Consider the following 23,943-nt stretch of genomic DNA (forward strand, 5'->3'; position numbering starts at 1 on the left):
ACGGTACGCAATTTTCTGCGTCCATTCCGTGGCGTGCACAAAAAGTACCTGGCCGGTTATGTGGCGATGTGTGAGTTTCGGATCAACTTGAAACGAATCTCCCCTCCTTTTATCTCTCAGTTAGCTAGGTTGCACTACTTTTGAACATGAGCCAAAACTTTTTAGGGAGGTGCGTGAGAGGTTGGACAAAACAGCTGTTGTTTTCCTCGTGGATCGAAATAACCGGTGGAGCCTTGTGGCTCTGGTAGCTGCCTTTCAACGGAGTCAACCATCAGGAAGTAAATTAATCTGGGTTGATCTCTTACCTTCGTATAACAATTTGCTCCAAATTATAAAGTCATTGCTTGGCGAATATAAACAAATTGTCCTGGCTTATTCCTTTATGACCCCCCAATGGGCTGAAATAAAAAAGGAATGGAAAAACATTAAAGATAGCGTCGATTCTGAAAGAGTATTTATTATAGCCGGAGGAGCTCACCCCACCGGCGCAGTAAAGGCAGTCATTGATGCCGGATGCTGGGGCGTTTTGGCTGGCGAAGGTGAAGAAAGTTTCCCACAGGTTATAGATTACATACAGCAAGGTGCTATAGGAAATGCTCCACCGGGACTCTACAGATCTATTGAAGGAAAAATTCAAGGGAAAAAAGCTCTACCAGTCTTAGGCTGGGAAGAAAGCTTTCCCTTTCCTACGAATCCTCCCCTTTTTAGTCCAATAGAAATAACAAGGGGTTGCCCCTTCAAATGCACCTACTGCTCTACTCCGATCATAAAAGGAACAAAGGTCAGACATAGAACCGTCAGTGTAATTGTGGAAGCAGTCAAATTTATGATTAAACAGGGCAAAAAAGACGTGCGATTTATAACCCCTAACGCGCTCTCTTACGGATCCACAAGCGGTAAAGAGCCCAATCTCGAAGCCCTAGATCTGCTCCTTGGATCGATTCGACAAGTGCTTCCGCCGGATGGACGTATATTTTTCGGAAGTTTTCCTTCAGAAGTCCGACCCGAATTCGTCAATGAAGAAACAGCAAGAATTCTAAAAACTTATTGCGCTAACAAACAGATTGTCGTTGGCGCTCAGAGCGGTTCCGATCGCATGCTTCGGCTTATGAGGCGAGGGCATACGGTGGAAGACGTTCTAAAAGCCTGTGAAATTCTGCCTCAGTTTGGGTTTACACCAGCGGTGGACATAATTTTCGGGCTCCCCGGTGAAGACGAAGAAGACATGCGAGCATCTCTCAACGTCATAGATAAACTTTCTCAAATAGGCGCTCGAATACACGCTCATTACTTTATGCCCCTTCCCGGTTCTCGCTGGGCAAATCTTTCCCCCACCCCCCTTCCCCAATCCCTAAGGCGACAAATAGAACGTCTAATTGCTCAAGGGAAGCTTTTCGGGCAATGGATGCATCAAGAGCGATTTGCCATTCAAACAACTATTTCTCTTGCCTTACCAAAGCAAAGTATGGTTTAAAGAGCAAGTTGATAGAGATAAAAAACACAAAGATTAACTGACACGAAACAAGGAGGTGTCATAAGAATGAAAGTTCTTGTGCTTTACTACTCAAAAGGGGGTAATACAAGAAAGCTTGCGGAATATGTGGCTGAAGGCGTTAACCAAGTTAGCGGAGTAACGGCAGTTTTGAAAACGCCATCAGACGTTACAAAGGAAGATTTTGTTGAAGCGGCTGGAGTCATTGCAGGCTCCCCTGTCTATTTCGGTTCGATGGCGGCAGAGCTCAAAAAAGTATTCGATGATTTCGTAGGAGTTCGAAAAAAGATGGAAAATAAGGTTGGTGCTGCCTTTGCAACTTCAGGCGATCCAACGGGTGGTAAAGAAACAACCATGCTTTCAATTATTCAGTGCATGCTTATTTACGGGATGATTATAGTGGGAGATCCCATGAGCGCTACAGGTCATTACGGAGTTGCCTGCGTGGGCGCTCCTGACGAACAAGCTGCTGAAAACGCTAGAAAGCTCGGAAAAAGAGTTGCAGAATTATGCCTTAAGCTACACGGGAAATAACCCTATTATAAAAACCAAAAAGCGAGCCCGGGAAAAACCAAACCTTCCCATGGCTCGCTATCCATAAAATTTCCAAAATGGTTACAAAAACGCCTCTATCAGAACTTTTCGTTTAGGATGCTGAAGCTTTTTCAAAGCTTTCTTTTCAATCTGACGTATTCTTTCCTTAGAAACATTAAAACTTTTACCAATTTTTTCTAAAGTTTCCTCAGAATGTCCACCTATACCAAATCTAAGTCGCAATATCTTTTCTTCTCTGGGTTGGAGTGTGGCAAGAAGTCTCACCAACAATCTCCTGAGTTCCTGGTGACTTAGATCTTTCAGAGGATGATCTGCCATGGAATCTTCAATAAAGTCTCCCAACCGCTGTTCGTCGTCTCCTACAGGAGTTTCAAGAGAAATAGGCTGATTCGCCAAAGCCATCATAGCCTCAATGCGCTCTCGAGCAACTTCAGCACGTTCAGAAATTTCATCCACCGTAGGTTCCCGACCAAGTTCAGCAACCAATTCGTTGTAAATTCTATGAGAAAGGTTCTTCAGTTCAATACAATGAACCGGTAACCTGATAGTTCTCGTTTTGTCGTAAATTCCCCTAATAATGCTCTGTCTCACCCACCAGGTAGCATAGGTGCTGAAACGATTACCTTTCGTATGATCGTAGCGCACAACGGCTTTAAGAAGACCTAAATTGCCTTCCTGAATCAAATCGTCAAAGCTCATGCCCCGACCTCGGTATTTCTTCGCAATACTCAATACAAGCCTGAGATTCGCTTCAACCATCTCTTCCTTGGCTTTATGAATTCTTCCCATAATCTCATCGCACCGTCGTTTCAGATCCTGTATAGCTTCATTGTTTCGGTGCTTTTGAGCAAGATTGGATACCGTCCTGACAATCATTCGAACGGCTTTATCTCTTAGACCAGGAAAGCTCTTCTCCTTTGCCTGAAGCTTACAAATGCGTTCGCTAAGCTTATTCAGAGTTTCGTGAAACTCAACATAAGCATTTATAATAGCTAGCAACTCATCCTGTCCCCGCCGAATAATTTCGGCAAGTTCCATTTCCCGTTCTGGTGTAATAAGAGGATGATGGGCCACCTCACGAAGATAGGCCGAGATATGATCTTCGTATGTGGTTTCTTCATCATCAACCGCCGACATGTAATCTAAAGATTCCGAATCTAATTCGGCAACAAACTCTTCAAGGACTCCATCTGGCTCATCTTCTTTAGGAATTCGAAAAGGTAAAAATCTTAGAGTTTCAAAATCTGTTACATCAGCAGAACAATTCAGAGGGGATAGACCTTGCCTTTCTTCGTTAATTTTTTTAATTTCGGTTTTCATCGCATCCCCCCTTTTTAGCCCACAGGCCAGCAAAAAATACTCTTTTTACTTTTTTAAAATTAAGAACCGCCTTTCTTATCGTCAATTCCAGAACATTCCGTCATTCCGAAAGAAGCATTAATTTTTGGAAGTTACTTAAGAACAACAGAACTTTGAAATTTTTACAGTAAACGGAAATCTTTCAGTCAGAACCAATCATGCATTTATGAACGTTATGTGATAATTAATAAATGTGCTGTCGAAACGATCACAGGAACACTGTCATAAATAAATATCGTCAATCTGGAGGCAAAGGTGAAAAATTTTTTCGTAGCAATAGACTTAGGATCTCACACCGTTAGGGCCTTGACTGCCGAAGTAGATGAAGAAACAGGCACTGTAGAACCCATCAACCACTGTAGAGACTTTACACGCTTCGCTCTCACTGCCAATTCTAAAACATCAGATCACTCCGAATTTTCTCCACAGATCAGTAATACATCTCTAGAACAGGTGCGAAATGTTCTCTTAAATTACTACAACTATTTCAAAAAAATCAGCGCCAAAAAAATTCTCTGCGGCGCTACCGGAATTTTAAGGAAAGCCCAAAACGGACGGGCATTTCTCGCAGATATTGAAAAAGAACTGGGATTTTCGTATTTTATTGCTTCTGAAAAAGAAGAAGCTTTCTGGTCAACAGCGGGGGCTCTGCAAATTTTGGACGCCGTAAGAAGAACGAATAATCTTCCGGATTTACTTTCCAAAAGATTGGTATTTTTCGATCTCGGCGGAAGTTCTACTGAAGTGGTTTGTATTGATCGAGGCAGTATTGTCTGGTGGGAAAGTTACTCTATTGGAGCGGCAAGTCTTACAAAAAATTATATCCCATCTGCCCCTTCAAAGCCCGAATGGATCAAAGATGCCAGGAAATATTCAGAAAAGATTTTTCGTGATCTTCGATCCCGCTTTTATTCTTTCTCGCCAGACATTATTGTGGGAGGTGGGGGAACTGTAGCGACTCTTGGAGCAATCCAAACAGGAATGACAGAATATGTTCCTTATCAAGTCTGCGGGGTTGAACTAAAACACGACTGGGTTGATGAACTTCTGTGGCACCTGGCATCGCTTTCCTTAGAAGAACGCCAATCTATCCCGGGGCTGGAAAAAGGACGCGAGGATGTGATCATAGGTGGTATCATTATTACGATGACTCTTATGGATTTCTCGCTTAAACCTTCTATTATTGTTACCGATGCCGGGTTTCTTGAAGGAGTAATGGCAAAGTCTGTAATAGAAGAAATTATTCCAGGAGAATTTGATCTAATCAAAACCCTTCGTGCCTTGACATGGAAAGTCGAAAAAGTTAAAGGGCATGGCAAGATCTAAAGGAGCACGGCACTATGTGCTCCTTTAACGTCATTCTGAACAATAGGGGTAAAAGAGCATGTCACAACGTGACTTTACCGAAATTGTCTGAATGACAACAAAAAAAACTTAGAGAAAAAGGAGAGAGTATGGCGAGTCTTTACGATGAGCATCCAGGATACAAATCCATCCCGGAGGCTCTAACTTTTGACGACATTCTTCTTGTTCCAGCTTATTCCGAAGTGCTTCCCACGACGGTGAACACAGAAACATGGCTTACGAGAGAAATCAGGCTTAACATTCCGCTGGTAAGTGCCGCCATGGATACAGTTACAGAAGCAGACACAGCAATTAGTATAGCTCGAGAAGGCGGCATAGGCATCATCCATAGAAACATGAGTATTAGAGCTCAAGCGCTAGAAGTAAGCAAAGTAAAAAAATCAGAAAGCGGCATGATCCTTGATCCAATCACTGTGGAGCCTGAAACCAGAATTGCCGATGTGCTGGAGTTGATGCGACATTATCGAATCTCTGGAGTCCCTGTTGTTAAAGATGGAAAGCTTATTGGCATTGTAACCAACCGCGATTTACGCTTCGAAGAAAACCTTGATACTCCCGTATCAGCCGTCATGACCAGAGAAAATCTCATCACAGCTCCGGTTGGCATCACGCTGGAAGAATCAAAACGTTTGCTCCATGAAAAACGAATTGAAAAGCTCCTTGTGGTGGATAATGAAGGAAACCTGAAGGGACTTATAACCATCAAGGACATAATGAAAATCAAAAAATACCCGAATTCCTGTAAAGATCAGTATGGACGTCTAAGAGTTGGAGCAGCCGTGGGGGTGGGTCCGGACATGATGGAACGAACTGAAGCTCTTGTGGAAGCCAATGTCGATGTCATTGCAATAGATAGCGCTCACGGTCATTCAAAAAACATTATAGACGCCATAAAACTCATAAAGTCCAAGTTTCCGGATCTTCAGCTTATAGCTGGAAACATTGCAACAGCGGAGGGAGCTGAAGCTCTTATTAAAGCCGGAGCCGATGCCGTTAAGGTTGGGGTCGGACCTGGGTCTATCTGCACTACTCGCATTGTTGCTGGCGTGGGAGTGCCCCAAGCTACAGCCATAATGGAATGCGCAAAGGTGGCGTCCAAATACGGTATTCCTATTATTGCCGATGGAGGCATTAAATACAGCGGCGACATTACAAAAGCCATCGCCTGTGGAGCTCATTCCGTAATGATCGGAAGTCTTTTTGCTGGAACAGATGAAAGCCCTGGGGAAACGATACTTTACCAGGGGCGAAGCTATAAATCCTATCGCGGCATGGGTTCTTTAGGTGCAATGAGAGATGGTAGTCGAGATAGATATGGTCAGCAGGAACTTCAGGAACTCTCCAAGCTAGTTCCTGAAGGAATCGAAGGCATGGTGCCCTATCGAGGACCATTATCCGCTGTGATACATCAACTTGTGGGTGGGCTCAAATCAGGTATGGGATACGTTGGATGTCGGACTATTGAGGAACTCAGAACCAAAGCTCGTTTTGTAAAAATAACATCTGCTGGATTGAGAGAAAGCCATGTCCACGATGTAATCATCACGAAAGAGGCACCCAATTATCAAGTTGATCTGAAGTAAAGACTCACTATGATTCTATCAGGGCACTCCCTTTGAGTGCCCTAATTACAAAGGCAGAATAGAGGAAAAAAGATGAAACTTCAGCAAATGCCCAAAGATCGCATTCTTATACTTGACTTCGGCTCCCAATACACTCAGCTAATTGCTCGCCGCATAAGAGAAAGTCACGTTTACTGTGAGATTCATCCATTTAACATGGAGCTTTCATACATCCTTGAGTTTGCCCCAAAGGGAATAGTTTTTTCGGGAGGACCGGCAAGTGTTTATGCCTCTGGAGCTCCTTTAGTATCCCCTGAAATTTATCAACTGGGCATCCCCATTTTAGGCATATGCTACGGCTTACAGCTAATGTGTGTTCAACTCGGGGGTAAGGTAGAACCTGCCGAAGAACGGGAGTATGGACATGCGTCCATTACTGTAAAGAATCCTGATGAACTTTTTTACGGTATTGAAGATACTTCCGATCTAAAAGTCTGGATGAGTCACGGGGATAGAGTTAAGGAACTACCACCTGGCTTTGAAGTTCTCGCCTATTCGGGAAACTCCCCCGCTGCAGCCGTAGCCAATCCAGCAAAACGATTCTACGGAGTTCAGTTTCATCCGGAGGTTGCTCACACTCCCTGTGGAAGAATCATCATAGAAAATTTTCTTTTCCGTATCTGCCACTGCAATCCAACATGGACAATGCAGTCCTTCATAGACGAAGTAATAAAATCAGTCCGTGAAGAAGTCGGCGACAGCCATGTGATTTGCGCTTTAAGTGGGGGTGTGGATTCATCTGTAGTTGCTGTTCTTCTTCACAAAGCAATTGGAGATCAACTGCATTGCGTGTTTGTCAATAATGGGCTTTTGCGAGCAGGCGAAGCAGAAAGTGTAAGGCGCCTTTTCGAAACATATTTTGATATTCCACTGATATATGTGGATGCTTCAAAGGAATTTTTGAAGAAGTTGCAGGGTGTAACCGATCCCGAAAAGAAAAGAAAAATCATCGGAAATCTATTTGTAGAAATATTTGAACGAGAAGCAAAAAAACTTCCTCAGGTAACCTATTTAGCTCAGGGAACTCTTTACCCTGACGTTATCGAATCGGTATCTTTCAAGGGTCCTTCGGCAACGATCAAAACTCACCACAACGTGGGGGGATTACCCGAACGGATGAACCTTAAGCTGATTGAGCCACTTCGGGAACTTTTCAAAGACGAAGTGAGGCTGCTCGGGCGAGAACTGGGGCTTCCAGAACGTATTGTAATGCGTCATCCTTTTCCGGGTCCAGGGCTTGCCATAAGAATCATCGGGGAAGTAACGGAGGAAAAGCTTCGAATTGTTAGAGAAGCCGATGCCATCGTGCTTGAAGAAATGGAAGCTTCCGGATGGTATGATCGAGTATGGCAGGCATTTGCGGTGCTTCTTCCGGTGAGGTCTGTGGGGGTTATGGGTGATGAGAGAACCTATGAGCAGGTAATAGCCGTAAGAATTGTAGAAAGTGTTGATGCCATGACGGCTGATTGGGCTCGAGTTCCATATGAAATCCTTGCAAGGATTTCAAACCGAATTATCAACGAAGTAAGAGGAGTAAATCGAGTGGTTTACGATATCTCTTCCAAGCCTCCCAGCACTATCGAGTGGGAATAAAGAACCAAAACTTTTGACTTCCTTGAGCGATGTAAATAGCGAAGCTGGTTAAGGAGTAAGGATAAAGGGCTAGCTTTATAACTAATTAAACGATTGACTTATAGGGATGGTAGAAGCTATGATCTCCTCTCGAGAAACCCCTGTAACAAATAGACGAGAAAGCCATCATGAATTCAGGTCTTGCTAAAATAGCAATAAAGCTCCTCATAAGCGATCGAGCCAAGTTTTTTACTCTTGTTCTGGGTGTTACCTTCGCCGTCTTTCTTATTCTCCAGATGACTTCTCTTTTTATCGGTATCCTTACCAGAAGCACATCTAACGTGCTAAATGTAGGAGCTCAGGTTTGGGTGATGGATCCTACGGTTGAATCCGACAGAACAATTGTGCCCCTGCCTGATTACGTGCTCAGCGCAGTAAGAAGCATGCCCGGAGTGGCTTACGCCTTTCCAATCTATCAGGGAAGTGGACTCGTTAAACTTCCAAATGGAGCTTATCAAAACGTAAACATCGTGGGGCTTGACGATCAAAGCCTTTTTGGACGCCCTTTGCTTATCGAAGGAAATATATACGATATTTACAGTGAAGATGCTTTCATAGTGGTAAAAGACGCTGAATACAGGAAGCTTGGCTATCCAAAAATAGGAGCAACCTTTGAAATTAACGATCATCGGGGAGTAATTGTTGGCATAGCACGCTCCATTATCCCTGGACTCTTTGGAAGCCCTACTCTTTACACTACCTACACCAGAGCAACCCAATATCTTCCAACCACCAGGTTTACTATCTCCTACGTCCTTGTCACTCTTAAAGATCCATCACTTCTTGATTCAATAAAACAAGAAGTTGCTAAAATCGGCTATCGAGCGCTCTCTCAAGCCGAATTCGTCGAAATGATCAAAAAATACTACATGTTCAAAACCGGCATGGGAATAAACATCCTGATGATGACCCTTATAAGTTTCATCGTTGGAACATCCATTGCGGGACAAACCTTCTATGCGTTTGTGCTTGAGAATTTAGAAAAATTTGGGGCACTCAAAGCAATCGGAGCCACCAACGGCGATCTTGTAAAAACCATTATTCTTCAGTCAAGCTTTGTTAGCTTTCTGGGTTTTGGTTTTGGAAATCTCATCTGTTCTTCTTACATAGCCTTCGCCAAACTCAGGATCCCGAATTACGCTGCTATAATCACGCATAAAAATATTTTGATGACGTTTTTGGTGGTCATACTGATCACAGCTTTCTCTAGCTACATTGGAATAAGGCGGGTCATCAAGATAGAACCCTTTGATGTCTTCCGAGGCTGAAAAAGTAGATGAGCTGGATTCTGGAAGCGGAGGGACTGGTTAAGTGGTTCGGCGAGGGCACTGCCAAAACTTTCGCTCTGCGGGGAGTAAATCTAAAGGTGGCCTACGGTGAGATGTTATTCATCGTTGGTCCATCGGGGTCAGGCAAAACAACCCTCCTTAGCGTAATTTCCGGCATTCTCCGACCAAATGAAGGGTGGGTTAAAGTAAAGGACATGGAAATATGGAAACTTAAATCCAGCGATCTCGCAAAATTTAGGCTTCACAATATAGGCTTTGTTTTCCAGGATTATCATCTATTCCCCAAGTTAACCGCTCTGGAAAATGTCAGCGTTCCGCTTATCCTGAAAGCCATTCCATGGGAAACCGCTCAAAGAAGAGCCTTCGAATGTCTTGAAATAGTTGGGCTTAAAGATAAAGTCAACCTGCCACCTTATAAACTCAGTGGAGGAGAACAGCAACGAGTCGCCATTGCCAGAGCCATCGTCTCAGAGCCGGACATTTTGATATTCGATGAACCCACAGCATCCCTTGACGGAGAAACAGGAAAAAACATCATTTCCTTCGTTCGGCACAACATCCTGAATGAAAAGAAAGCAATTATCGTGGTAACTCACGATGCGAGAATTTTCGGATTCGCAGACCGTATCCTTCACATGGAGGATGGACTCATAAAAAACGAGGTCAATCATGCGTCCTAAGATTATGATCGGAATTGCCATTCTGGGAATTTTGGGGAGTATCGTAAGTGCTGTGGTTTACAGCAAAAAGGTTATTCCTCAACCTCCACTTTCAACAGCATCAAATCCTTACGAAAAAGGGGTTTATTCAACAGGTATTGTGGAAAGTTATCAATCACACGGAATAAATATTACCATCATGCCGGAAGTATCTGGAAGAGTTACCCAGATTTTCGTTCAAGAAGGGCAGAAAGTGTCTCAAGGGGATCCGCTCATAGTAATTGACGATTCGGTTCAGCGCCAGACTGTGGAACAACTCAAAGCTCAAGCCGAAGCGGCTCTTCGAACCTTTCAGCGCGCAAAAGCCGCCCCCAGAAAGGAAGAACTTGATGTTGCTCAGGCTCAGGTGGATCAAGCAAAGGCAAACCTGGATGATAAACGAGCTCAATTCGAAAAGATCCAGAAGGCTTATCAGCTAAACCCAAAATCTATAAGCCGAGATGACTTCGATCGAGCAAAAAACGCCTACGAAATCGCTCAAAAAGCCTACGAACTGTCTCTTAAGCAATACAGGCTCGTCAAAGCCGGAACCTGGGAATACGACCTTCGCACTCTTGAAGCTCAATATCTAGCTGCTACCAAAGCTTACGAGGCGGCGGCAAAGCTTCTTGAAAAATATACCCTCCGCGCTCCCTCTGATGGAATCGTAGTGCGTATTCAAGCCTCCATAGGATCTTACGTCTCTCCTCAGGGATCACTGGATCCTTACACCGGTTCTTATGGACCCGTTGTGGTTATGATGGGCAATTCTGACTATCAGTTACAGGTAAGATGTTATGTGGATGAACTCCTGGTTCCCAGGCTTCCAGCTCCGGAACATATCACGGCAACCATGTTTGTTCGTGGTTCAGACATAAAAATCCCCCTGGAATATGTGCGCATTGAACCATACATTATGCCAAAGATACAGCTTTCAAATGGGCGAAGAGAAAGAGTTGATGTGCGAGTGCTTCCGGTAATATTCAAGTTTGACAAACCGAAAGATTTCAATGTCTTTCCAGGGCAACTTGTTGATGTCTATATCGGGGAGAAGAAATGAAACCAGAAAGGCTCCTCGTTTTACTGGTGAGTCTTGGAACGCTAGCATGGTATCTTGCGATTTCAGGCTGTAGTGCCGTTGGACCAGATTATTCTCCCCCCAGAGTCGCTATACCACAGAAATGGGCAACCCCATCTGAGGGCATATTTGATACTCAAAGGGAACCTGTAAATAACTGGTGGCAACTCTTCAACGATCCTGTATTGTCAAAGCTCATTGGAGATACCATCGCAGGAAATCGAGATCTTAGAAAAGCCGTTGCCAGGATAGAAGAAGCTAGAGCTCAATTCAGTTACGCCATGGGTGGGATGTATCCATCAGTGGACGCCACAGGATCAGTTACCAGAGGAAAGCAAAGTGAGTCGATAAACCGTTTATCTAATGCTCGAACGGATTACCAGACAGCATTAGAATCCTCCTGGGAGATCGATCTTTTTGGAAGGATAAGGCGATCTGTTGAAGCGGCTAAAGCAAGCTTTGAAGCAACTCAAGAAGACTATTACTACGTTCTCATAAGCACCTGTGCAGAAACAGCGAAAAACTATTTTCTTCTGAGAGCAACTCAGGCTCAACTGAAGGCAGTCCAGAAAAATATCGAATCCCAGCGAGAAATACTGGAGATCACCAAAGCTCGATTTCAAGCCGGTCTTGCTTCGGAGCTCGATGTGGCTCAAGCAGAAGAAGTCCTCGCCCTTTCTGAAGCTCGCATTCCTCCAATCAGAAATACCATTGATTCATTGATTCACGCCATTGCTCTGCTTACGGGTAACTACCCTGGTGAACTTGACAGCTTGCTCAGGGAAGAACGCATCATAGAATTGCCATCACAAGTCATTCCGGTTGGAATCCCGGCTGATCTCCTGAGGCGGCGTCCTGATATTAAAGCGGCGGAACGCAACCTTGCAGCGGCAACTGCCAGAGTCGGAATTGCTACAGCAGATCTTTACCCTACTTTTTCACTCACTGGCACAATTGGAATTGAAGCTATCGGCACCGGGGATTTTATGAAGGCATCGAGCAGTTTCTACGGGCTTGGTCCTTCTCTTAGATGGAACATCTTCGATGCGGGAAGAATCAGAAGCAATATTAAAGCCGCAGATGCGCGAGTCGAACAGGCTTTACAGGCTTATGAGGGAACAATTCTTACGGCGATTAAAGAAGTTGAGGATGGGCTTGTGGGTTATAGAGAAGCAATGGCTCAGGTTGAGCTTCTCGAACGATCTGTGGAAGCATCAAAAAAGGTGCTTGATCTGGCAGTAAGTCGCTACATTAGCGGGCTTGTAGGCTTTCAAACAGTGCTTGATGCTCAGCGAACTCTTCTTGATCAGGAGACTCAACTCGCTCAGACAAAAGGCAACCTCGCCACAGCCATCGTCAATCTTTATCGAGCCTTAGGGGGCGGTTGGGTAAAATTCGGTTGAAATACCCTTACCAAAATGCTACCTCTCAACGACAATCTTAAAATACTGGAGGATCTAGCAGGCTATGCATTCGCCCAACACGTTCCGGCATAAAGCTCTTGTGTCTAGAGAAGATCGCGCGAAACGATATGGTCATCCTAGTTTCGTTTTGTGGCTTACCGGGCTGTCAGCCTCAGGGAAATCTACCATTGCGCATCTATTAGAAAAACGACTTTTCGATAAGGGCTATCACACCTATACTTTTGATGGTGATAATGTAAGACATGGGCTTTGTGGAGATCTTGGATTTTCGGAAGCTGACCGGGCTGAGAATTTAAGGCGTATCGCCGAAATGATAAAGCTTTTTCTTGACGCAGGCATTATTTGTCTTGCGGCTTTCATATCCCCTTTGAAGGCTCACCGCGAAAGAGTAAGGCAAATCGTGGGTCCAGAAAATTTTATTGAAGTCTATGTGAAATGCCCCCTGGAGGTTTGCGAATCAAGGGATGTCAAAGGACTTTATAAAAAAGCCCGTGCAGGGCTCATTCCCAACTACACGGGCATATCCGCACCTTATGAAGAACCGGAAAACCCCGATATTGTGATAGAAACAGATAAACTCTCTCCAGCAGAATGCGTAGAATTAATCTTTAACCACATCAAAGAAAAACTAAACCAAAACAAACTAAAGTAAAAATTTGAACTCTACTCATTTCCTTGATTAAGTCTAAAGTGGGCGCATAACTACGCGCCCACGGAATTTCTCTAAAATTATCAAAACTGTTTTTGAGTAATAGGCTATTTTACTGACTATTCGATTTAATCCCTTTCAGACGGAATCACGAGAATTGGGCAAGGAGCGTGATTCAACACATACTGGGCTACACTTCCAAGAAGGAAACTTCCCAGAGCTGACCGTCCCTGATGACCTATAACAATAAGATCGGGTTTAATTTCTTTGACAGTTTCCATAATCTCACTTCCTGGTTTGCCTTCTTTGAGAATAAACTCAATTTCCAGCCCATCTGCCATAGAAGAAGCTACAAGACTACGCATATCCTTTTCCCTGTCCTGTCTCACGCTCTTCATAATTTCAACAAAATCTCCCTTGTAACCTTTGACGCTCAGTTCGTGAATAGCATCCACAATGCGCTGACTTATAACATGCATCATATAAACCTTAGCTCCATTAACCTTAGCCATAAACAGTCCATATTCAACGGCTCGTTGAGAGTTTTCTGAAAAATCTACGGGAATTAAAATGTTACGAATCTGAATCATAGGCTTGCTCCTTTCTGTATAATGGTTCGATAAGCCCATTTTTCTAAAGGACACCCTTCGCATGTAGGATTTGAACCACAGTATTCTTTACCAAGACGCACAAAAAGAGCGTGATATTCTTGAAACATATAAACATCGTGGGGAAGTGCGCCCATAAAAAACTGCCTCAGGCTTTCGTAGTGATAACGTTCAGGAACATAACCATGTCTAAACATTATTCTGTGAGTGTATCGGTCAACCACGAATGAAGGCTTTTTGGCGGCGTAAAGTATAATACTATCAGCCGTTTCAGGACCAATACCGTTTAGTTCGAGAAGCTGAGATCTAAGCAGATCCACAGGCTGATTCAGGAAAGCATCCAGTGATCCTCCCCATTCTTCCATGATATAATGCACAAAATGCTTAATTCGCCTGGCTTTCTGTCGGAAGAATCCACTTGGCTTAATAAGCTCTGCAAGATTTTCTTCATCGCACTGATAAATGCCGTCTATGGAAAGAACCTGTGCCTTCTTGAGAGCATCAATGGCTCGTTCTACATTGCTCCACGCCGTATTCTGAGTAAGAATCGCCCCAATTACCACTTCAAATTCCGTTTCGGCTGGCCACCATCCCTGCGGACCAAAACGATCAAGAAGGCGGAAAAAGATCAATTCAAGTTCGCTTCTAAAATCATCTCTCACCGGCATTGCTTCTTGCTGCGATTTGTCAATCGACTTTACTAACATTTCCACACACCGGCTATTGGTCTTCCACAGTTGCCGCAATGGCCGTTGTCAATCCGCACTAATCTACTCATAAAACCAAACCTTTCTATAACAACAGTCTGACAGGAAGGACAGTAAGTGTTTTCCCACTTTTCTCCTGGAACATTTCCCGTATAGACAAACTCAAGTCCTTCCTCCAATCCGATCTCTCTAGCTCTGACAAGCGTAGAAATAGGCGTTATAGAAGCGTTTAACAATCGATATGCTGGATGAAAGCGCGTAACATGCCAGGGAGTTTCCTTCCCCAGAGAAGCGACAAAGCGGGCTATATCTCTAAGTTCTGCCGGATCATCATTATGCCCCGGTATAATCAGAGTTGTAACTTCAATCCACACGCCGGCTTTTTTAAGCCTGGTAAGGGTATCGAGAACAGGAGAAAGCCTTGCACCGCACATTTTTTTGTAAAACTCATCTCTGAAGGATTTCAGGTCAATATTAGCTGCGTCCAGCACAGGCGCAAGTTCCTTGCACGTTTCCGGGCTCATAAATCCATTGGATACGAAAACATTTGCTATTCTGTGGGGTCGAGCAAGCTTCATAATGTCCAGAGCAAACTCAAGAAATATGGTTGGCTCAGTATAAGTATAGGAGATAGAAGCGCACTGGTTGTTAATGGTTGCCTTCAAAATGTCATCTGGAGTTCGATCTCTCCCGTAAATAATTCCAGTTTCGTGAGGCATTTGAGAAATATCGGCATTCTGACAGAAAAGGCATCTGAAGTTACAGCCTACCGTAGCAATAGAATAACTTCTGGATCCCGGTAGAAAGTGAAAAAGTGGCTTTTTTTCTATTGGATCTATATGCTCCGCCACCACTTTTCCGTAGTTCAGAGCGTAAAGCCTGCCGTTACGGTTTTCTCTGACACCACAAATCCCACGCTTCCCAACTCCTATGACACAATTGTGAGCACAGGTTTTGCATCTTGTTTTTTCGTCATCCAGCCTTTCGTAAAGGAGCACTTCTTTCATGGCTCTGCTCCTCTTTCTGAAATGTTTGTATTTTGAATTGAAACCTGCCCATAAGACGAAGGAGACGGGACAAATCTACCCGAAGGGCTGATATGAGCGGGAGAAATGCCATAAATTTGCTGAGCGAAGTCAAAGCGGCTAACAATAATGGGTGAAAGGATAAGTGCCCCTATCCCGATGTTCTTCCATTTAGCTGGTTCCTGCGAAATACGCAGGGGAACACCTGCCGCAAGTTCGGTCATTGCTACCAGAGTGCCCTGGCGTATAGTCCGGCAACGAGCCATCGGGTTATTCACAACCCACGCTGAAAGCTTAGTAAACCAGTAATATGGGGAATAGGCATTAAAAGACACAACAACGACTGTTCCTCTAGCAACTCTGAAAGCTTCCCGAAGAGCTCTTACAGGATCAACGGCATATTCAAGGCTTAACACAAAAAAAACCGTATCAAAGCTCTTATCTTCAAAGGGCAAAGCTTCGATTGGAGCCTGCCTCAAACCAACCAGATCAGGTAGGCTCTTGCGAGCCTTTTCCAAAAGCTCTTTAGATGGATCAACACCGTAGGGGGTATGATTTTCCTTATAAAGCCAGAGCAAAAAACGCCCGGAACCGCATCCCACTTCGAGAACCTTTTGAGGCATGGGGGGAGACCAGATGCGGCTTATTGCATAAACTACCGCATCCCAGAGTCCACCCGCCCTGAGATAATGCTCCTCAAACCACTTATCCTCTTTAATGCTCAAGCCGATCCTGCCGTAGGGACTCATGAAAAATCCTTGAGAGCATGTTTAAACGTTTCTCAATACGGCGCCTTTACTCCCGGATGTTACCATGGCGGCGTAACGGGCAAGATAACCAGTTTTTATTTTCGGTTCAGGCAGCACCCAGTGAGCTCGACGCTTAGCAAGAGTTTCCTCATCAACCAGTAGTTCCAGCTTCTTAGCCGGAATATCTATAAGGATTTCATCCCCATCTTCAACGAAAGCAATAGGACCTCCTGCTGCAGCTTCAGGCGACACATGACCTATGGCGGCACCTCTTGTGCCTCCGCTAAATCTACCGTCGGTGATGAGAGCGACGTCTTTATCCAGCCCTCGTCCCACAATAGCCGCCGTAGGAGTAAGCATTTCCTGCATACCTGGACCACCCTTTGGGCCTTCGTAGCGGATTACAACGATTTCACCTGGATTGATAAGTCCTTCCAGAATTGCCGAAGCCGCCTCGGGTTCACTGTTGAAGACTCGAGCTCGCCCCACTCGCCTGAGCATTTCTGGAGCAACTGCCGACTGCTTCACAACAGCACCTTCGGGAGCAAGACTCCCGTAAAGGATGGCAATACCGCCTTCGGTATGGTAGGGATTATCAAGTGGTCTGATAACGGAATGATCAACTTCTTTCACAGAAGCGATTATCTCCGAAACTGTCATTCCGCTCACCGTTTTTAGATGCTCGTGTATGAGCCGCCCTTTTGCCAGTTCCTTCATAACTGCAGGAATTCCACCCGCTCGATTAAGATCTTCAAGAAAGTGGGGACCTCCCGGACGTAAAGAACACAGATGAGGTGTGCGCTTGCTGATAGCATTAAAGAGCTCAAGATCAAGTTCTATACCGGCTTCATGAGCAATAGCAGGGACATGAAGAACAGTATTGGTTGAACATCCCAGAGCCATATCAACAGCAATGGCGTTTTCGAAAGCTTCAAGAGTTGCTATGTCTCTTGGGAGAAGATTTTCTCTAACCATTTCGACTATTCTCCTGCCAGCCCATTTAGCCAGTCTGATGCGAGCAGCATGAACTGCAGGGATAGTGCCGTTTCCCGGAAGTCCCAGCCCAAGAGCTTCCGTAAGGCAATTCATGGAATTTGCCGTAAACATACCGGCACAGGAACCACACCCCGGACAGGCTTCATCTTCAAGAAGTTTCAATTCTTCTTCGGTAATCTTGCCAGCCTTAAAACTTCCAACCGCCTCGAAAACGGAAATTAAATCTACAGGAGTATTGTGAACTCGCCCTGCCAGCATTGGTCCTCCACTGACAACAATGGAGGGTATGTTAAGGCGAAGAGCTGCCATTAGCATACCAGGGATAATTTTATCGCAGTTAGGAATAAGAGCTAGCCCGTCGAAGGGATGAGCAGTGGCCATGATTTCAATGGAATCAGCGATCAGTTCACGACTGGCAAGGGAATATTTCATGCCCGTATGATTCATGGCGATGCCGTCACAAACTCCGATTACAGGAAATTCTACAGGTGTTCCTCCAGCCATGCGAATGCCGGCTTTAACTGCTTCTGCTATTATATCAAGATGAATATGCCCCGGGATAATTTCGTTTGCTGCGTTAACTACACCGATAATGGGTCGATTAAGTTCATCGTCAGTGTAACCCATAGCCTTAAAGAGAGAACGATGAGGCGCCTTCTCAACCCCTTTTTTCATAAGATCACTTCTCATGATTCTGGCTCCTTTTCGGTAAGTGAGTTAAGTTCTTAATATCATTAAAGCCTGTTGTAAATTCCGCAAAAAATTCTCTATAAAAAACCCTAAAATCTTGAATTCTCGAAATCTTTATAACAGTTTTTCATCAGAACACAACATCAAGGCTGGAACAACTGTAGAATGTTTGCCTATAAAATCTATTTCGAACATTTTTACTTTTTGTTGACCCTCATCTCATCCATGTATTATTTTGCAAGTTGGTTTCTCTGTTTAACCTGCAGGGGAGTCCTGATAATGTCTCGCCATGCTAAAAACATTTTTTTGATACTTTTGGGTATAATCATAGCATTCCCGCTCTTTTCAATGACCTATTACACAATGGTTCGCACGTCCACCCCTTCCTTTTGCGCTTCATGCCACGAAATTCACTTCGCCTATAACACCTGGAGAACATCCTCCCACGTTAATAACGATTCAGGGGTTGTTGCTGACTGTATGGACTGCCATCTTTCTGCTCCACAAGATACAATTAATTTCTTCTATTCAAAAACTCTCCATGGTGCAAAAGACATCTTCGTCCATGTAGTTCAGGGATCGGAACGCTACGACCATAAAAAAGCTAGACAGAAAGCTTATAAATCAATCAAAAATGAGCAGTGTTTGAAATGTCATCGTAACATTCTATATCTTCCTGATAAAAGAGGAGCCATGCTTGCTCATAGAACGACTCTGTTTCCCCTAAAAGGTTATGAAAAGAAATGCACCGACTGTCATAACAATCTGGTTCATAATGAAAAGAGCATTTACTCCTATCGGCGGTAGATCGTAATTTGAAGCTATAAATAAAACGGTAGTTCTTACCAAGCACATCATTGTTAGTCTTTGAGGGACAAAGGTTTATTTAGGGGGGAATTATGAAAAAAGTTGGTATAGGAATCGTGATTCTATTTGCTATAGCTCTTTCCATAAAGATGGGCATGAGCCAGGAAAAGGAGTCCAATCCACCGTCAGAAATTAAAAACTATCCCAAAGTTAAGGAATTTCGCATTGAACGAAGCATGCCAAAGGAAGCCATCGCCTGTATTGAATGCCATAAACAGGAAAGCCCCGGTATTTTTGCTGATTGGGCTCAGAGTCGGCATGCAAGCGCCAACATCACCTGCTTCGATTGTCACAAAGCCGAAGAAACCGATCCCGATGTTAGCGTGGATCACTTTAAGCAGTATGAGAGGAGCGACAGGCAGTATGGATCAAAAGAATATAAAGTGCCTGTCTCGGCTGTGGTAACTCCTAAGGACTGTTCACGATGTCATCCCGACGAAGTTACTCAATACAATCGAAGCAAACATGCAAACACCATAGAAATCATGTGGAAGGTCGATCCGTGGCTGAAATTCGGTATGAACAGCGAAACGGAGAGAGAATCAGGCTGTTACCACTGCCATGGAACCGTTTTGCGCATAAAGGACGGAAAACTGGACCCCAAAACATGGCCTAATGTGGGTGTAGGACGCATAAATCTCGATGGAAGTAAAGGAAGCTGCACCAGTTGCCATACAAGACATAGATTCTCCCTGATGGAAGCCAGAAAGCCGGAAGCCTGCGGGCAGTGTCACCTTGGTCCCGATCATCCCCAGATTGAGATCTACATGGAATCCAAACATGGAAGCCTTTATACCGCCTTCAAAAACGAATACAACTGGAATGCTGCCCCTGGCACATGGACTCCTGGGATTGATTACCGTTCTCCCACCTGCGCATCATGCCATATGTCGGGAGCTGCCACTGTGCTCACGACTCATGATGTGACCGAACGCCTATCCTGGGAAACTCAGGCAGCCCTCACCGTAAGACCTTCTGATTTTGAACCCTTCCCGGCGAAGACAAACTGGGAAGTAGAACGAGTCAAAATGAAGACAATATGCATGCAGTGCCATGGAAAAACCTGGGTTGATGACCATTATTCCAAGCTAGATCGAGTTATCGCTGAATACAATGATGTTTATTACCTTCCCGCAAAGAAAACTCTGGACGAACTTTACTCCCAGGGCATCTTAGACAAAACTCGGTTCTTTGATGAACAGCTGGAGGTAGAATTCTACGAACTCTGGCATCATGAAGGGCGGAGAGCAAGAATGGGAGCCGCCATGATGGCACCCGATTATGCATGGTGGCATGGTTTTTACGAATGCAAAAAGCGATACAATAACTTCATGGAAGAAGCTCGCCATCTGCTGGAAGCAGGGCAAAAGGCTTACAAAGCCAAAGACTTTCCAAATGCTACTGGAAGCACTCAGCCACCTCCAGAAGTTTCGTCTCCCTCAACCAGTGTTCCAAAATAGTTACAAAGAAGCATAGAGACTTGTAGGGGTGACGCATGCGTCGCCCCTACATTTATCTTACCTCTGGAAAGGTCTTCCAGGTTGAGTTCCATACTTACGTTTTCTGGGATCTATTTTATTTTGCCATCCCGTAAGGGATGTTTTCAAACACCTTCGACAAAAAATTCTCTTAATTCGCCCACTTTCTGACGAATCTCTTCAAGGCTTTTCCGCAGTCTGATGCGCCAGCAGGGATATTGTATTGTTGTGCCAGGAAGATTTGGTTGATCTTCTTGCCCAATAAGATCATCAAGCTGGAAGGCAACAAACTGAGCATTAGAACGCAAAAGGTAGCGATGCACGGCGATCACCAATTCTCTGGATGGCGGCTTAACACTGGAATGAAATTCTTCTTGATGTTCCGGACATTCAAGCCCTTCGGCGAAAAGAGCATCCAGAATCCTGTGGCGATCATTCATCCGTTCTTCCCGGAGTTTATTTTCAAAAGTTTGATCAATCATCCCCAGATTTGCTCTGGCATCAATATCTCGCTCGGTCCAGTAACCGACGAATGTGGGTAGATCATGAGTTGTAACCACTGCGATGGCTTTTTCTGGATATTCTTCCGGGCTTTTGAAAGATCCATCATGGCGCCTTTCAAAATAAAAAACTCTGTAAGACAAAAAGCCTCGCCGGCGCATTTCTTCTCTAACCTCATCCGGCACAGTGCCAAGATCTTCCCCAATCACAGTGCAATCATTACGGGCACTTTCAAGCGCAACCAATCTTGCAATATCCTCCATAGGGTAACGCACATAAGCTCCTTGAGATGCCAAAAACCCATCCGGAATCCAGAAAAGTCTGAAAAATCCCATAACGTGATCTATTCTCAGAATGTCAGCATAGCGCATAACGCTTCGCAGAGTTTCTATAAGCGGTTTATAGCGAGCTTCCTTAAGCTTATGAGGCACCATCGGGACAACGCCCCATTCCTGCCCTCGGGGATTAAAATCATCGGGAGGCGCACCAATTCTAGCACCAAGAGTATAAACATCGCGATCGAACCATACATCAAATCCCCCGGCATCAACACTTACCGAAAGATCCAAATAAAGTCGCACAGGGGGATAACCGGCGTAAGCTTTATTTCTAATCGAGATTAGCTGTTCATGGGCAATAAACTGAAGGTAGCGAAAGAAATCGGCTCGCTCTTCGACATTAGAAATGATCTCATCAGAAATATGCCACTCCCACCAGGGACTCTGGAATCTCTCTCGAAGAGATTCAAAAATCCCGTATTGCTTTAATGCATCTCCCTGTTCAGCACAAAAAGCTTCAAAAGCCATCGCTCTTGAAGTTTTGCAAGCGAGATGACGGTTCCTGAAAACATCATAAAGTGCCTGAAATGCCCGATATAAAGATGGAACGACAGTATTATAGTCAATTCTTAGAAGTTCACGACAGCGGGATACTTGATCCCATACATCAGCGGGAATAGAAGCGCGTGCTTCTTTAAATTCTTCAACATCCTCCACAGAAACATACCAGGGATTCAGAAACCGCCGGCTAGATGGACTATAAGGGCTTATGTGATGGGAATTTTCGGGAAATAAAAGGTGAAAAGGATTCAAACCGACAAAGCCTGCTCCAAGAGACTGCGCAATATCCACAATCTCTTGAAGGTCTCTAAAATTACCAATGCCCCAGTTTTTACCGGATCGTACGGCATACAACTGCACAGCCAAGCCAGCTCGGGAAAAGGAAGAACCATGAGCATTACACACCGATGCTTGCGAAGGGGCTACAATTACAAGCACTTCTTGTGGGAACTTTTGATTAGACGCCTGAAGAAAGAGTTTGTAATAACCGGGTGAAAGGACAAGGGGAAGGGTGAATGAACACTCTTTAAGTGCATCCCAGCCAAACGAAGAACTATTACCTGCCAAATCCTGCCAAACTTTCAACAATGGATGAACTGAAATTTTAAGATCATCGAGACGAAATCGTCCTTCTCCGACAAAAGTCCCGTCTTCCTTGAAAAGGCTCCATTCCAACTGGTAGGGAATAAGTTTTTCAAAACAGTTAAAGTGAATAACTAAAGGATCACCTTCATCGAGTGAAACTACTGGTGGAATTTCCCACTGGAGCTTACTGAAAACCTCCTCAATTTCAGTTCGAACTTTCAACTCATCCGAAGCATCAACTCCCATAGCATTAAGGATTGCAGCCTTGGTCTCTATGGAGGTTTCGTGATGAGTTCCCCAGATATCCCAGTATCCAGGAAGGATGCCGTAGTAATGTGCAAGAAAGGAAATCATAGTTTGTAGCTGAGCCATAGCGTATCGCTTATTAGCAAGCTGTAAGAGAACTATTAGCTGGATAATAACCGTTTGGAACCACGACGCCGGGCCAAACCAGACTCCCGGGTCCTATGAGCACTCCCGGGTTGGTTACGCTATTACAACCCGTTTCAACGCCGTCACCGAGCACAGCGCCGAACTTATGGAGGTTCGTTGGAATTTCTTCTCCTTCTATGCGAATGGTTACCATGCGGCGATTCATTTTCAGATTGGCAAGCTTTGTGCCTGCGCCAAGATTTACACCTTTACCAAGGATGCTATCCCCAACATAGGCAAAGTGGCCAGCCTTTGCGTCATCTAAAAATATGGCATTTTTTACTTCCGTCGTGTGACCAACAACGCATCGTTCACCTATTAGCACTCGACCACGTATATAGGCACCCTGCCTGATTTCTGAGCCATTTCCAATAATCGTTGGACCTTTGATTAAGGCTCCCGGTTCTACAACAACACCATCTCCAAGCCAGATTCTATCATCCCAAAGCACTGCTCCTGCATAAATGACTGAAGCCTCGGTTGTTTTTTCGCCATCAATTACAACGCTAAAGGTGTTCTTTGTCGGATCGCCTCCTTTAATTTCAAATCCCTTACGGTAAATCCTGCCCTTCCAGAGAACGATAGTTTCAGGCAGAGGTTTCTGAAAACAGCCTATATCTTTAATCGAGCTTTCCCTGCCGTTTACGACTTCAACACATATGTCTCTAATGTCCCGGACTATTTCCCATACCAGGCTGTATCGCCTTAGGATATGTCCGCACTTGACGGACGACAAATCGAAAAAAGCCCCTGGCTTAAAAATATCCATGAAAGTCTCTCCCCCACTTTATGAGGCATCCTAAAACTAAGACTTTGCAGACGCCAAAAGCCGACTGTGCTCTATCTTCATACACTTGTTCATAACCACCTTGAGCCCAGCCTGGCGCGCCTTTTCCGCCGATTCATTATGAGCAAGCCCGAGCTGCATCCACACAGCACCAGCTCCAACAGAAATAGCTTCATCAACTATTCCAGGGATGGCTTCAATATTTCTGAAAATATCCACAACATCTATTTTCTCAGGAACCGATTTCAAATCAGGATAACAGGGTTCGCCAAGAACTTCCTTATACTTCGGATTCACAGGGATAATTTTGTAGCCATGCTCCTTAAGATACTTTGCCACTTTATGACTATCTCGATCTTCATTATGCGAGATACCCACAACAGCAACAGTTTTTGCCGACTTCAGAAGTTCTGCCACTTCTTCATCGGGAGGATTGTAATCCGGAATTTCGCATCCCTTCGTCATAGCGTGCCTCCTTTCATGGTTGATCCATGGTTAAAGTCCGGAACCTGTTTC

At 44.5% G+C, this 23,943-nt stretch carries 21 protein-coding genes; 12 read left to right on the forward strand and 9 right to left on the reverse strand.

The annotated features are described in order from the left end of the window. Positions 1-181: 181 nt before the first annotated feature. Complete coding sequence (locus tag WHS38_11195) at positions 182-1,474, forward strand: TIGR04013 family B12-binding domain/radical SAM domain-containing protein (GenBank protein ID MEJ5301541.1); 1,293 nt, start codon at positions 182-184, stop codon at positions 1,472-1,474. A gap of 66 nt (positions 1,475-1,540) precedes the next feature. Next, positions 1,541-2,026, forward strand: coding sequence for an NAD(P)H-dependent oxidoreductase (locus tag WHS38_11200; protein MEJ5301542.1), 486 nt, complete (start codon positions 1,541-1,543; stop codon positions 2,024-2,026). A gap of 81 nt (positions 2,027-2,107) precedes the next feature. On the opposite strand, the gene WHS38_11205 is transcribed toward WHS38_11200, so the two are convergent. Then, a complete protein-coding gene (locus WHS38_11205) occupies positions 2,108-3,367 on the reverse strand; it encodes a sigma-70 family RNA polymerase sigma factor (GenBank protein ID MEJ5301543.1) in 1,260 nt (419 codons plus the stop codon). 294 nt (positions 3,368-3,661) lie between these two features. On the opposite strand from WHS38_11205, the gene WHS38_11210 reads away from it, so the two are divergent. The 8 genes from WHS38_11210 (at position 3,662) to cysC (ending at position 13,166) form a co-directional block, all read left to right on the forward strand. Continuing rightward, positions 3,662-4,732 carry a hypothetical protein gene (locus WHS38_11210; GenBank protein MEJ5301544.1) on the forward strand — a complete coding sequence of 357 codons (1,071 nt, stop codon included), beginning with the start codon at positions 3,662-3,664 and terminating at the stop codon, positions 4,730-4,732. Between the two features lie 128 nt (positions 4,733-4,860). Then, a complete protein-coding gene (gene guaB, locus WHS38_11215; GenBank protein MEJ5301545.1) occupies positions 4,861-6,354 on the forward strand; it encodes an IMP dehydrogenase in 1,494 nt (497 codons plus the stop codon). A gap of 72 nt (positions 6,355-6,426) precedes the next feature. Beyond that, positions 6,427-7,986, forward strand: coding sequence for a glutamine-hydrolyzing GMP synthase (gene guaA, locus WHS38_11220; GenBank protein ID MEJ5301546.1), 1,560 nt, complete (start codon positions 6,427-6,429; stop codon positions 7,984-7,986). Between the two features lie 167 nt (positions 7,987-8,153). Next, positions 8,154-9,293, forward strand: coding sequence for an ABC transporter permease (locus tag WHS38_11225; protein ID MEJ5301547.1), 1,140 nt, complete (start codon positions 8,154-8,156; stop codon positions 9,291-9,293). Positions 9,294-9,301: 8 nt separating this feature from the next. Next, positions 9,302-9,994 (forward strand): ABC transporter ATP-binding protein, encoded by a 693-nt coding sequence (locus WHS38_11230; GenBank protein MEJ5301548.1) that lies wholly within the window; start codon positions 9,302-9,304, stop codon positions 9,992-9,994. After that, positions 9,984-11,072 carry a biotin/lipoyl-binding protein gene (locus tag WHS38_11235; GenBank protein MEJ5301549.1) on the forward strand — a complete coding sequence of 363 codons (1,089 nt, stop codon included), beginning with the start codon at positions 9,984-9,986 and terminating at the stop codon, positions 11,070-11,072. The genes WHS38_11230 and WHS38_11235 overlap by 11 nt, the downstream gene beginning before the upstream one ends. Then, entirely contained in the window at positions 11,069-12,493 is a 1,425-nt protein-coding gene (locus WHS38_11240; protein MEJ5301550.1) for an efflux transporter outer membrane subunit, read from the forward strand. The genes WHS38_11235 and WHS38_11240 overlap by 4 nt, the downstream gene beginning before the upstream one ends. 64 nt (positions 12,494-12,557) lie before the next feature. Continuing rightward, positions 12,558-13,166 carry an adenylyl-sulfate kinase gene (cysC, locus tag WHS38_11245; protein ID MEJ5301551.1) on the forward strand — a complete coding sequence of 203 codons (609 nt, stop codon included), beginning with the start codon at positions 12,558-12,560 and terminating at the stop codon, positions 13,164-13,166. Positions 13,167-13,291: 125 nt separating this feature from the next. Here cysC and WHS38_11250 read toward each other — a convergent pair whose 3' ends face one another. The 5 genes from WHS38_11250 to ilvD are packed head-to-tail and all read right to left on the reverse strand — an operon-like array spanning position 13,292 to position 17,938. Next, a complete protein-coding gene (locus tag WHS38_11250; GenBank protein MEJ5301552.1) occupies positions 13,292-13,753 on the reverse strand; it encodes a universal stress protein in 462 nt (153 codons plus the stop codon). Continuing rightward, on the reverse strand, positions 13,750-14,478 hold the full coding sequence (locus WHS38_11255) for an endonuclease III domain-containing protein (GenBank protein MEJ5301553.1): 729 nt from the start codon (positions 14,476-14,478) through the stop codon (positions 13,750-13,752). Before WHS38_11255 ends, WHS38_11250 begins: the two co-directional genes overlap by 4 nt. Continuing rightward, positions 14,472-15,485, reverse strand: a complete 1,014-nt coding sequence (amrS, locus tag WHS38_11260) for an AmmeMemoRadiSam system radical SAM enzyme (GenBank protein MEJ5301554.1) — start codon at positions 15,483-15,485, stop codon at positions 14,472-14,474. The genes WHS38_11255 and amrS overlap by 7 nt, the downstream gene beginning before the upstream one ends. After that, the gene (locus tag WHS38_11265; GenBank protein ID MEJ5301555.1) at positions 15,482-16,228 is read right to left on the reverse strand and encodes a class I SAM-dependent methyltransferase; all 747 of its coding nucleotides are present in this window, start codon (positions 16,226-16,228) and stop codon (positions 15,482-15,484) included. The genes amrS and WHS38_11265 overlap by 4 nt, the downstream gene beginning before the upstream one ends. A gap of 45 nt (positions 16,229-16,273) precedes the next feature. Continuing rightward, positions 16,274-17,938, reverse strand: a complete 1,665-nt coding sequence (gene ilvD, locus WHS38_11270) for a dihydroxy-acid dehydratase (GenBank protein MEJ5301556.1) — start codon at positions 17,936-17,938, stop codon at positions 16,274-16,276. A 279-nt stretch (positions 17,939-18,217) separates the two neighbouring features. Between ilvD and WHS38_11275 the strand changes: the two genes are divergently transcribed. Continuing rightward, on the forward strand, positions 18,218-18,745 hold the full coding sequence (locus WHS38_11275) for a NapC/NirT family cytochrome c (GenBank protein ID MEJ5301557.1): 528 nt from the start codon (positions 18,218-18,220) through the stop codon (positions 18,743-18,745). 92 nt (positions 18,746-18,837) lie between these two features. Further along, on the forward strand, positions 18,838-20,265 hold the full coding sequence (locus WHS38_11280) for a multiheme c-type cytochrome (GenBank protein ID MEJ5301558.1): 1,428 nt from the start codon (positions 18,838-18,840) through the stop codon (positions 20,263-20,265). A 143-nt stretch (positions 20,266-20,408) separates the two neighbouring features. On the opposite strand, the gene malQ is transcribed toward WHS38_11280, so the two are convergent. The 3 genes from malQ to WHS38_11295 are packed head-to-tail and all read right to left on the reverse strand — an operon-like array spanning position 20,409 to position 23,892. Then, positions 20,409-22,580: a 4-alpha-glucanotransferase gene (gene malQ, locus WHS38_11285; GenBank protein ID MEJ5301559.1), complete on the reverse strand. Its 2,172-nt coding sequence runs from the start codon at positions 22,578-22,580 to the stop codon at positions 20,409-20,411. 13 nt (positions 22,581-22,593) lie between these two features. Then, complete coding sequence (locus WHS38_11290; protein ID MEJ5301560.1) at positions 22,594-23,409, reverse strand: hypothetical protein; 816 nt, start codon at positions 23,407-23,409, stop codon at positions 22,594-22,596. Between the two features lie 36 nt (positions 23,410-23,445). Next, a complete protein-coding gene (locus WHS38_11295) occupies positions 23,446-23,892 on the reverse strand; it encodes a CoA-binding protein (GenBank protein ID MEJ5301561.1) in 447 nt (148 codons plus the stop codon). Between the last annotated feature and the right edge of the window lie 51 nt (positions 23,893-23,943).

The sequence above is a fragment of the Thermodesulforhabdaceae bacterium genome, from assembly GCA_037482015.1.
GTDB lineage: Bacteria > Desulfobacterota > Syntrophobacteria > Syntrophobacterales > Thermodesulforhabdaceae > JAOACS01.

What these genes read in the sequence shown, in the direction of transcription:
- WHS38_11200 (MEJ5301542.1), top strand. Translation starts at nt 1,541, where the DNA reads ATGAAAGTTCTTGTGCTTTACTACTCAAAAGGGGGTAATACAAGAAAG.
- WHS38_11205 (MEJ5301543.1), bottom strand. Translation starts at nt 3,367, where the DNA reads ATGAAAACCGAAATTAAAAAAATTAACGAAGAAAGGCAAGGTCTATCC.
- guaB (MEJ5301545.1), top strand. Translation starts at nt 4,861, where the DNA reads ATGGCGAGTCTTTACGATGAGCATCCAGGATACAAATCCATCCCGGAG.
- guaA (MEJ5301546.1), top strand. Translation starts at nt 6,427, where the DNA reads ATGAAACTTCAGCAAATGCCCAAAGATCGCATTCTTATACTTGACTTC.
- WHS38_11225 (MEJ5301547.1), top strand. Translation starts at nt 8,154, where the DNA reads ATGAATTCAGGTCTTGCTAAAATAGCAATAAAGCTCCTCATAAGCGAT.
- WHS38_11230 (MEJ5301548.1), top strand. Translation starts at nt 9,302, where the DNA reads ATGAGCTGGATTCTGGAAGCGGAGGGACTGGTTAAGTGGTTCGGCGAG.
- WHS38_11235 (MEJ5301549.1), top strand. Translation starts at nt 9,984, where the DNA reads ATGCGTCCTAAGATTATGATCGGAATTGCCATTCTGGGAATTTTGGGG.
- WHS38_11240 (MEJ5301550.1), top strand. Translation starts at nt 11,069, where the DNA reads ATGAAACCAGAAAGGCTCCTCGTTTTACTGGTGAGTCTTGGAACGCTA.
- cysC (MEJ5301551.1), top strand. Translation starts at nt 12,558, where the DNA reads ATGCATTCGCCCAACACGTTCCGGCATAAAGCTCTTGTGTCTAGAGAA.
- WHS38_11250 (MEJ5301552.1), bottom strand. Translation starts at nt 13,753, where the DNA reads ATGATTCAGATTCGTAACATTTTAATTCCCGTAGATTTTTCAGAAAAC.
- WHS38_11255 (MEJ5301553.1), bottom strand. Translation starts at nt 14,478, where the DNA reads ATGTTAGTAAAGTCGATTGACAAATCGCAGCAAGAAGCAATGCCGGTG.
- amrS (MEJ5301554.1), bottom strand. Translation starts at nt 15,485, where the DNA reads ATGAAAGAAGTGCTCCTTTACGAAAGGCTGGATGACGAAAAAACAAGA.
- ilvD (MEJ5301556.1), bottom strand. Translation starts at nt 17,938, where the DNA reads ATGAGAAGTGATCTTATGAAAAAAGGGGTTGAGAAGGCGCCTCATCGT.
- WHS38_11275 (MEJ5301557.1), top strand. Translation starts at nt 18,218, where the DNA reads ATGTCTCGCCATGCTAAAAACATTTTTTTGATACTTTTGGGTATAATC.
- WHS38_11280 (MEJ5301558.1), top strand. Translation starts at nt 18,838, where the DNA reads ATGAAAAAAGTTGGTATAGGAATCGTGATTCTATTTGCTATAGCTCTT.
- malQ (MEJ5301559.1), bottom strand. Translation starts at nt 22,580, where the DNA reads ATGGCTCAGCTACAAACTATGATTTCCTTTCTTGCACATTACTACGGC.
- WHS38_11290 (MEJ5301560.1), bottom strand. Translation starts at nt 23,409, where the DNA reads ATGGATATTTTTAAGCCAGGGGCTTTTTTCGATTTGTCGTCCGTCAAG.
- WHS38_11295 (MEJ5301561.1), bottom strand. Translation starts at nt 23,892, where the DNA reads ATGACGAAGGGATGCGAAATTCCGGATTACAATCCTCCCGATGAAGAA.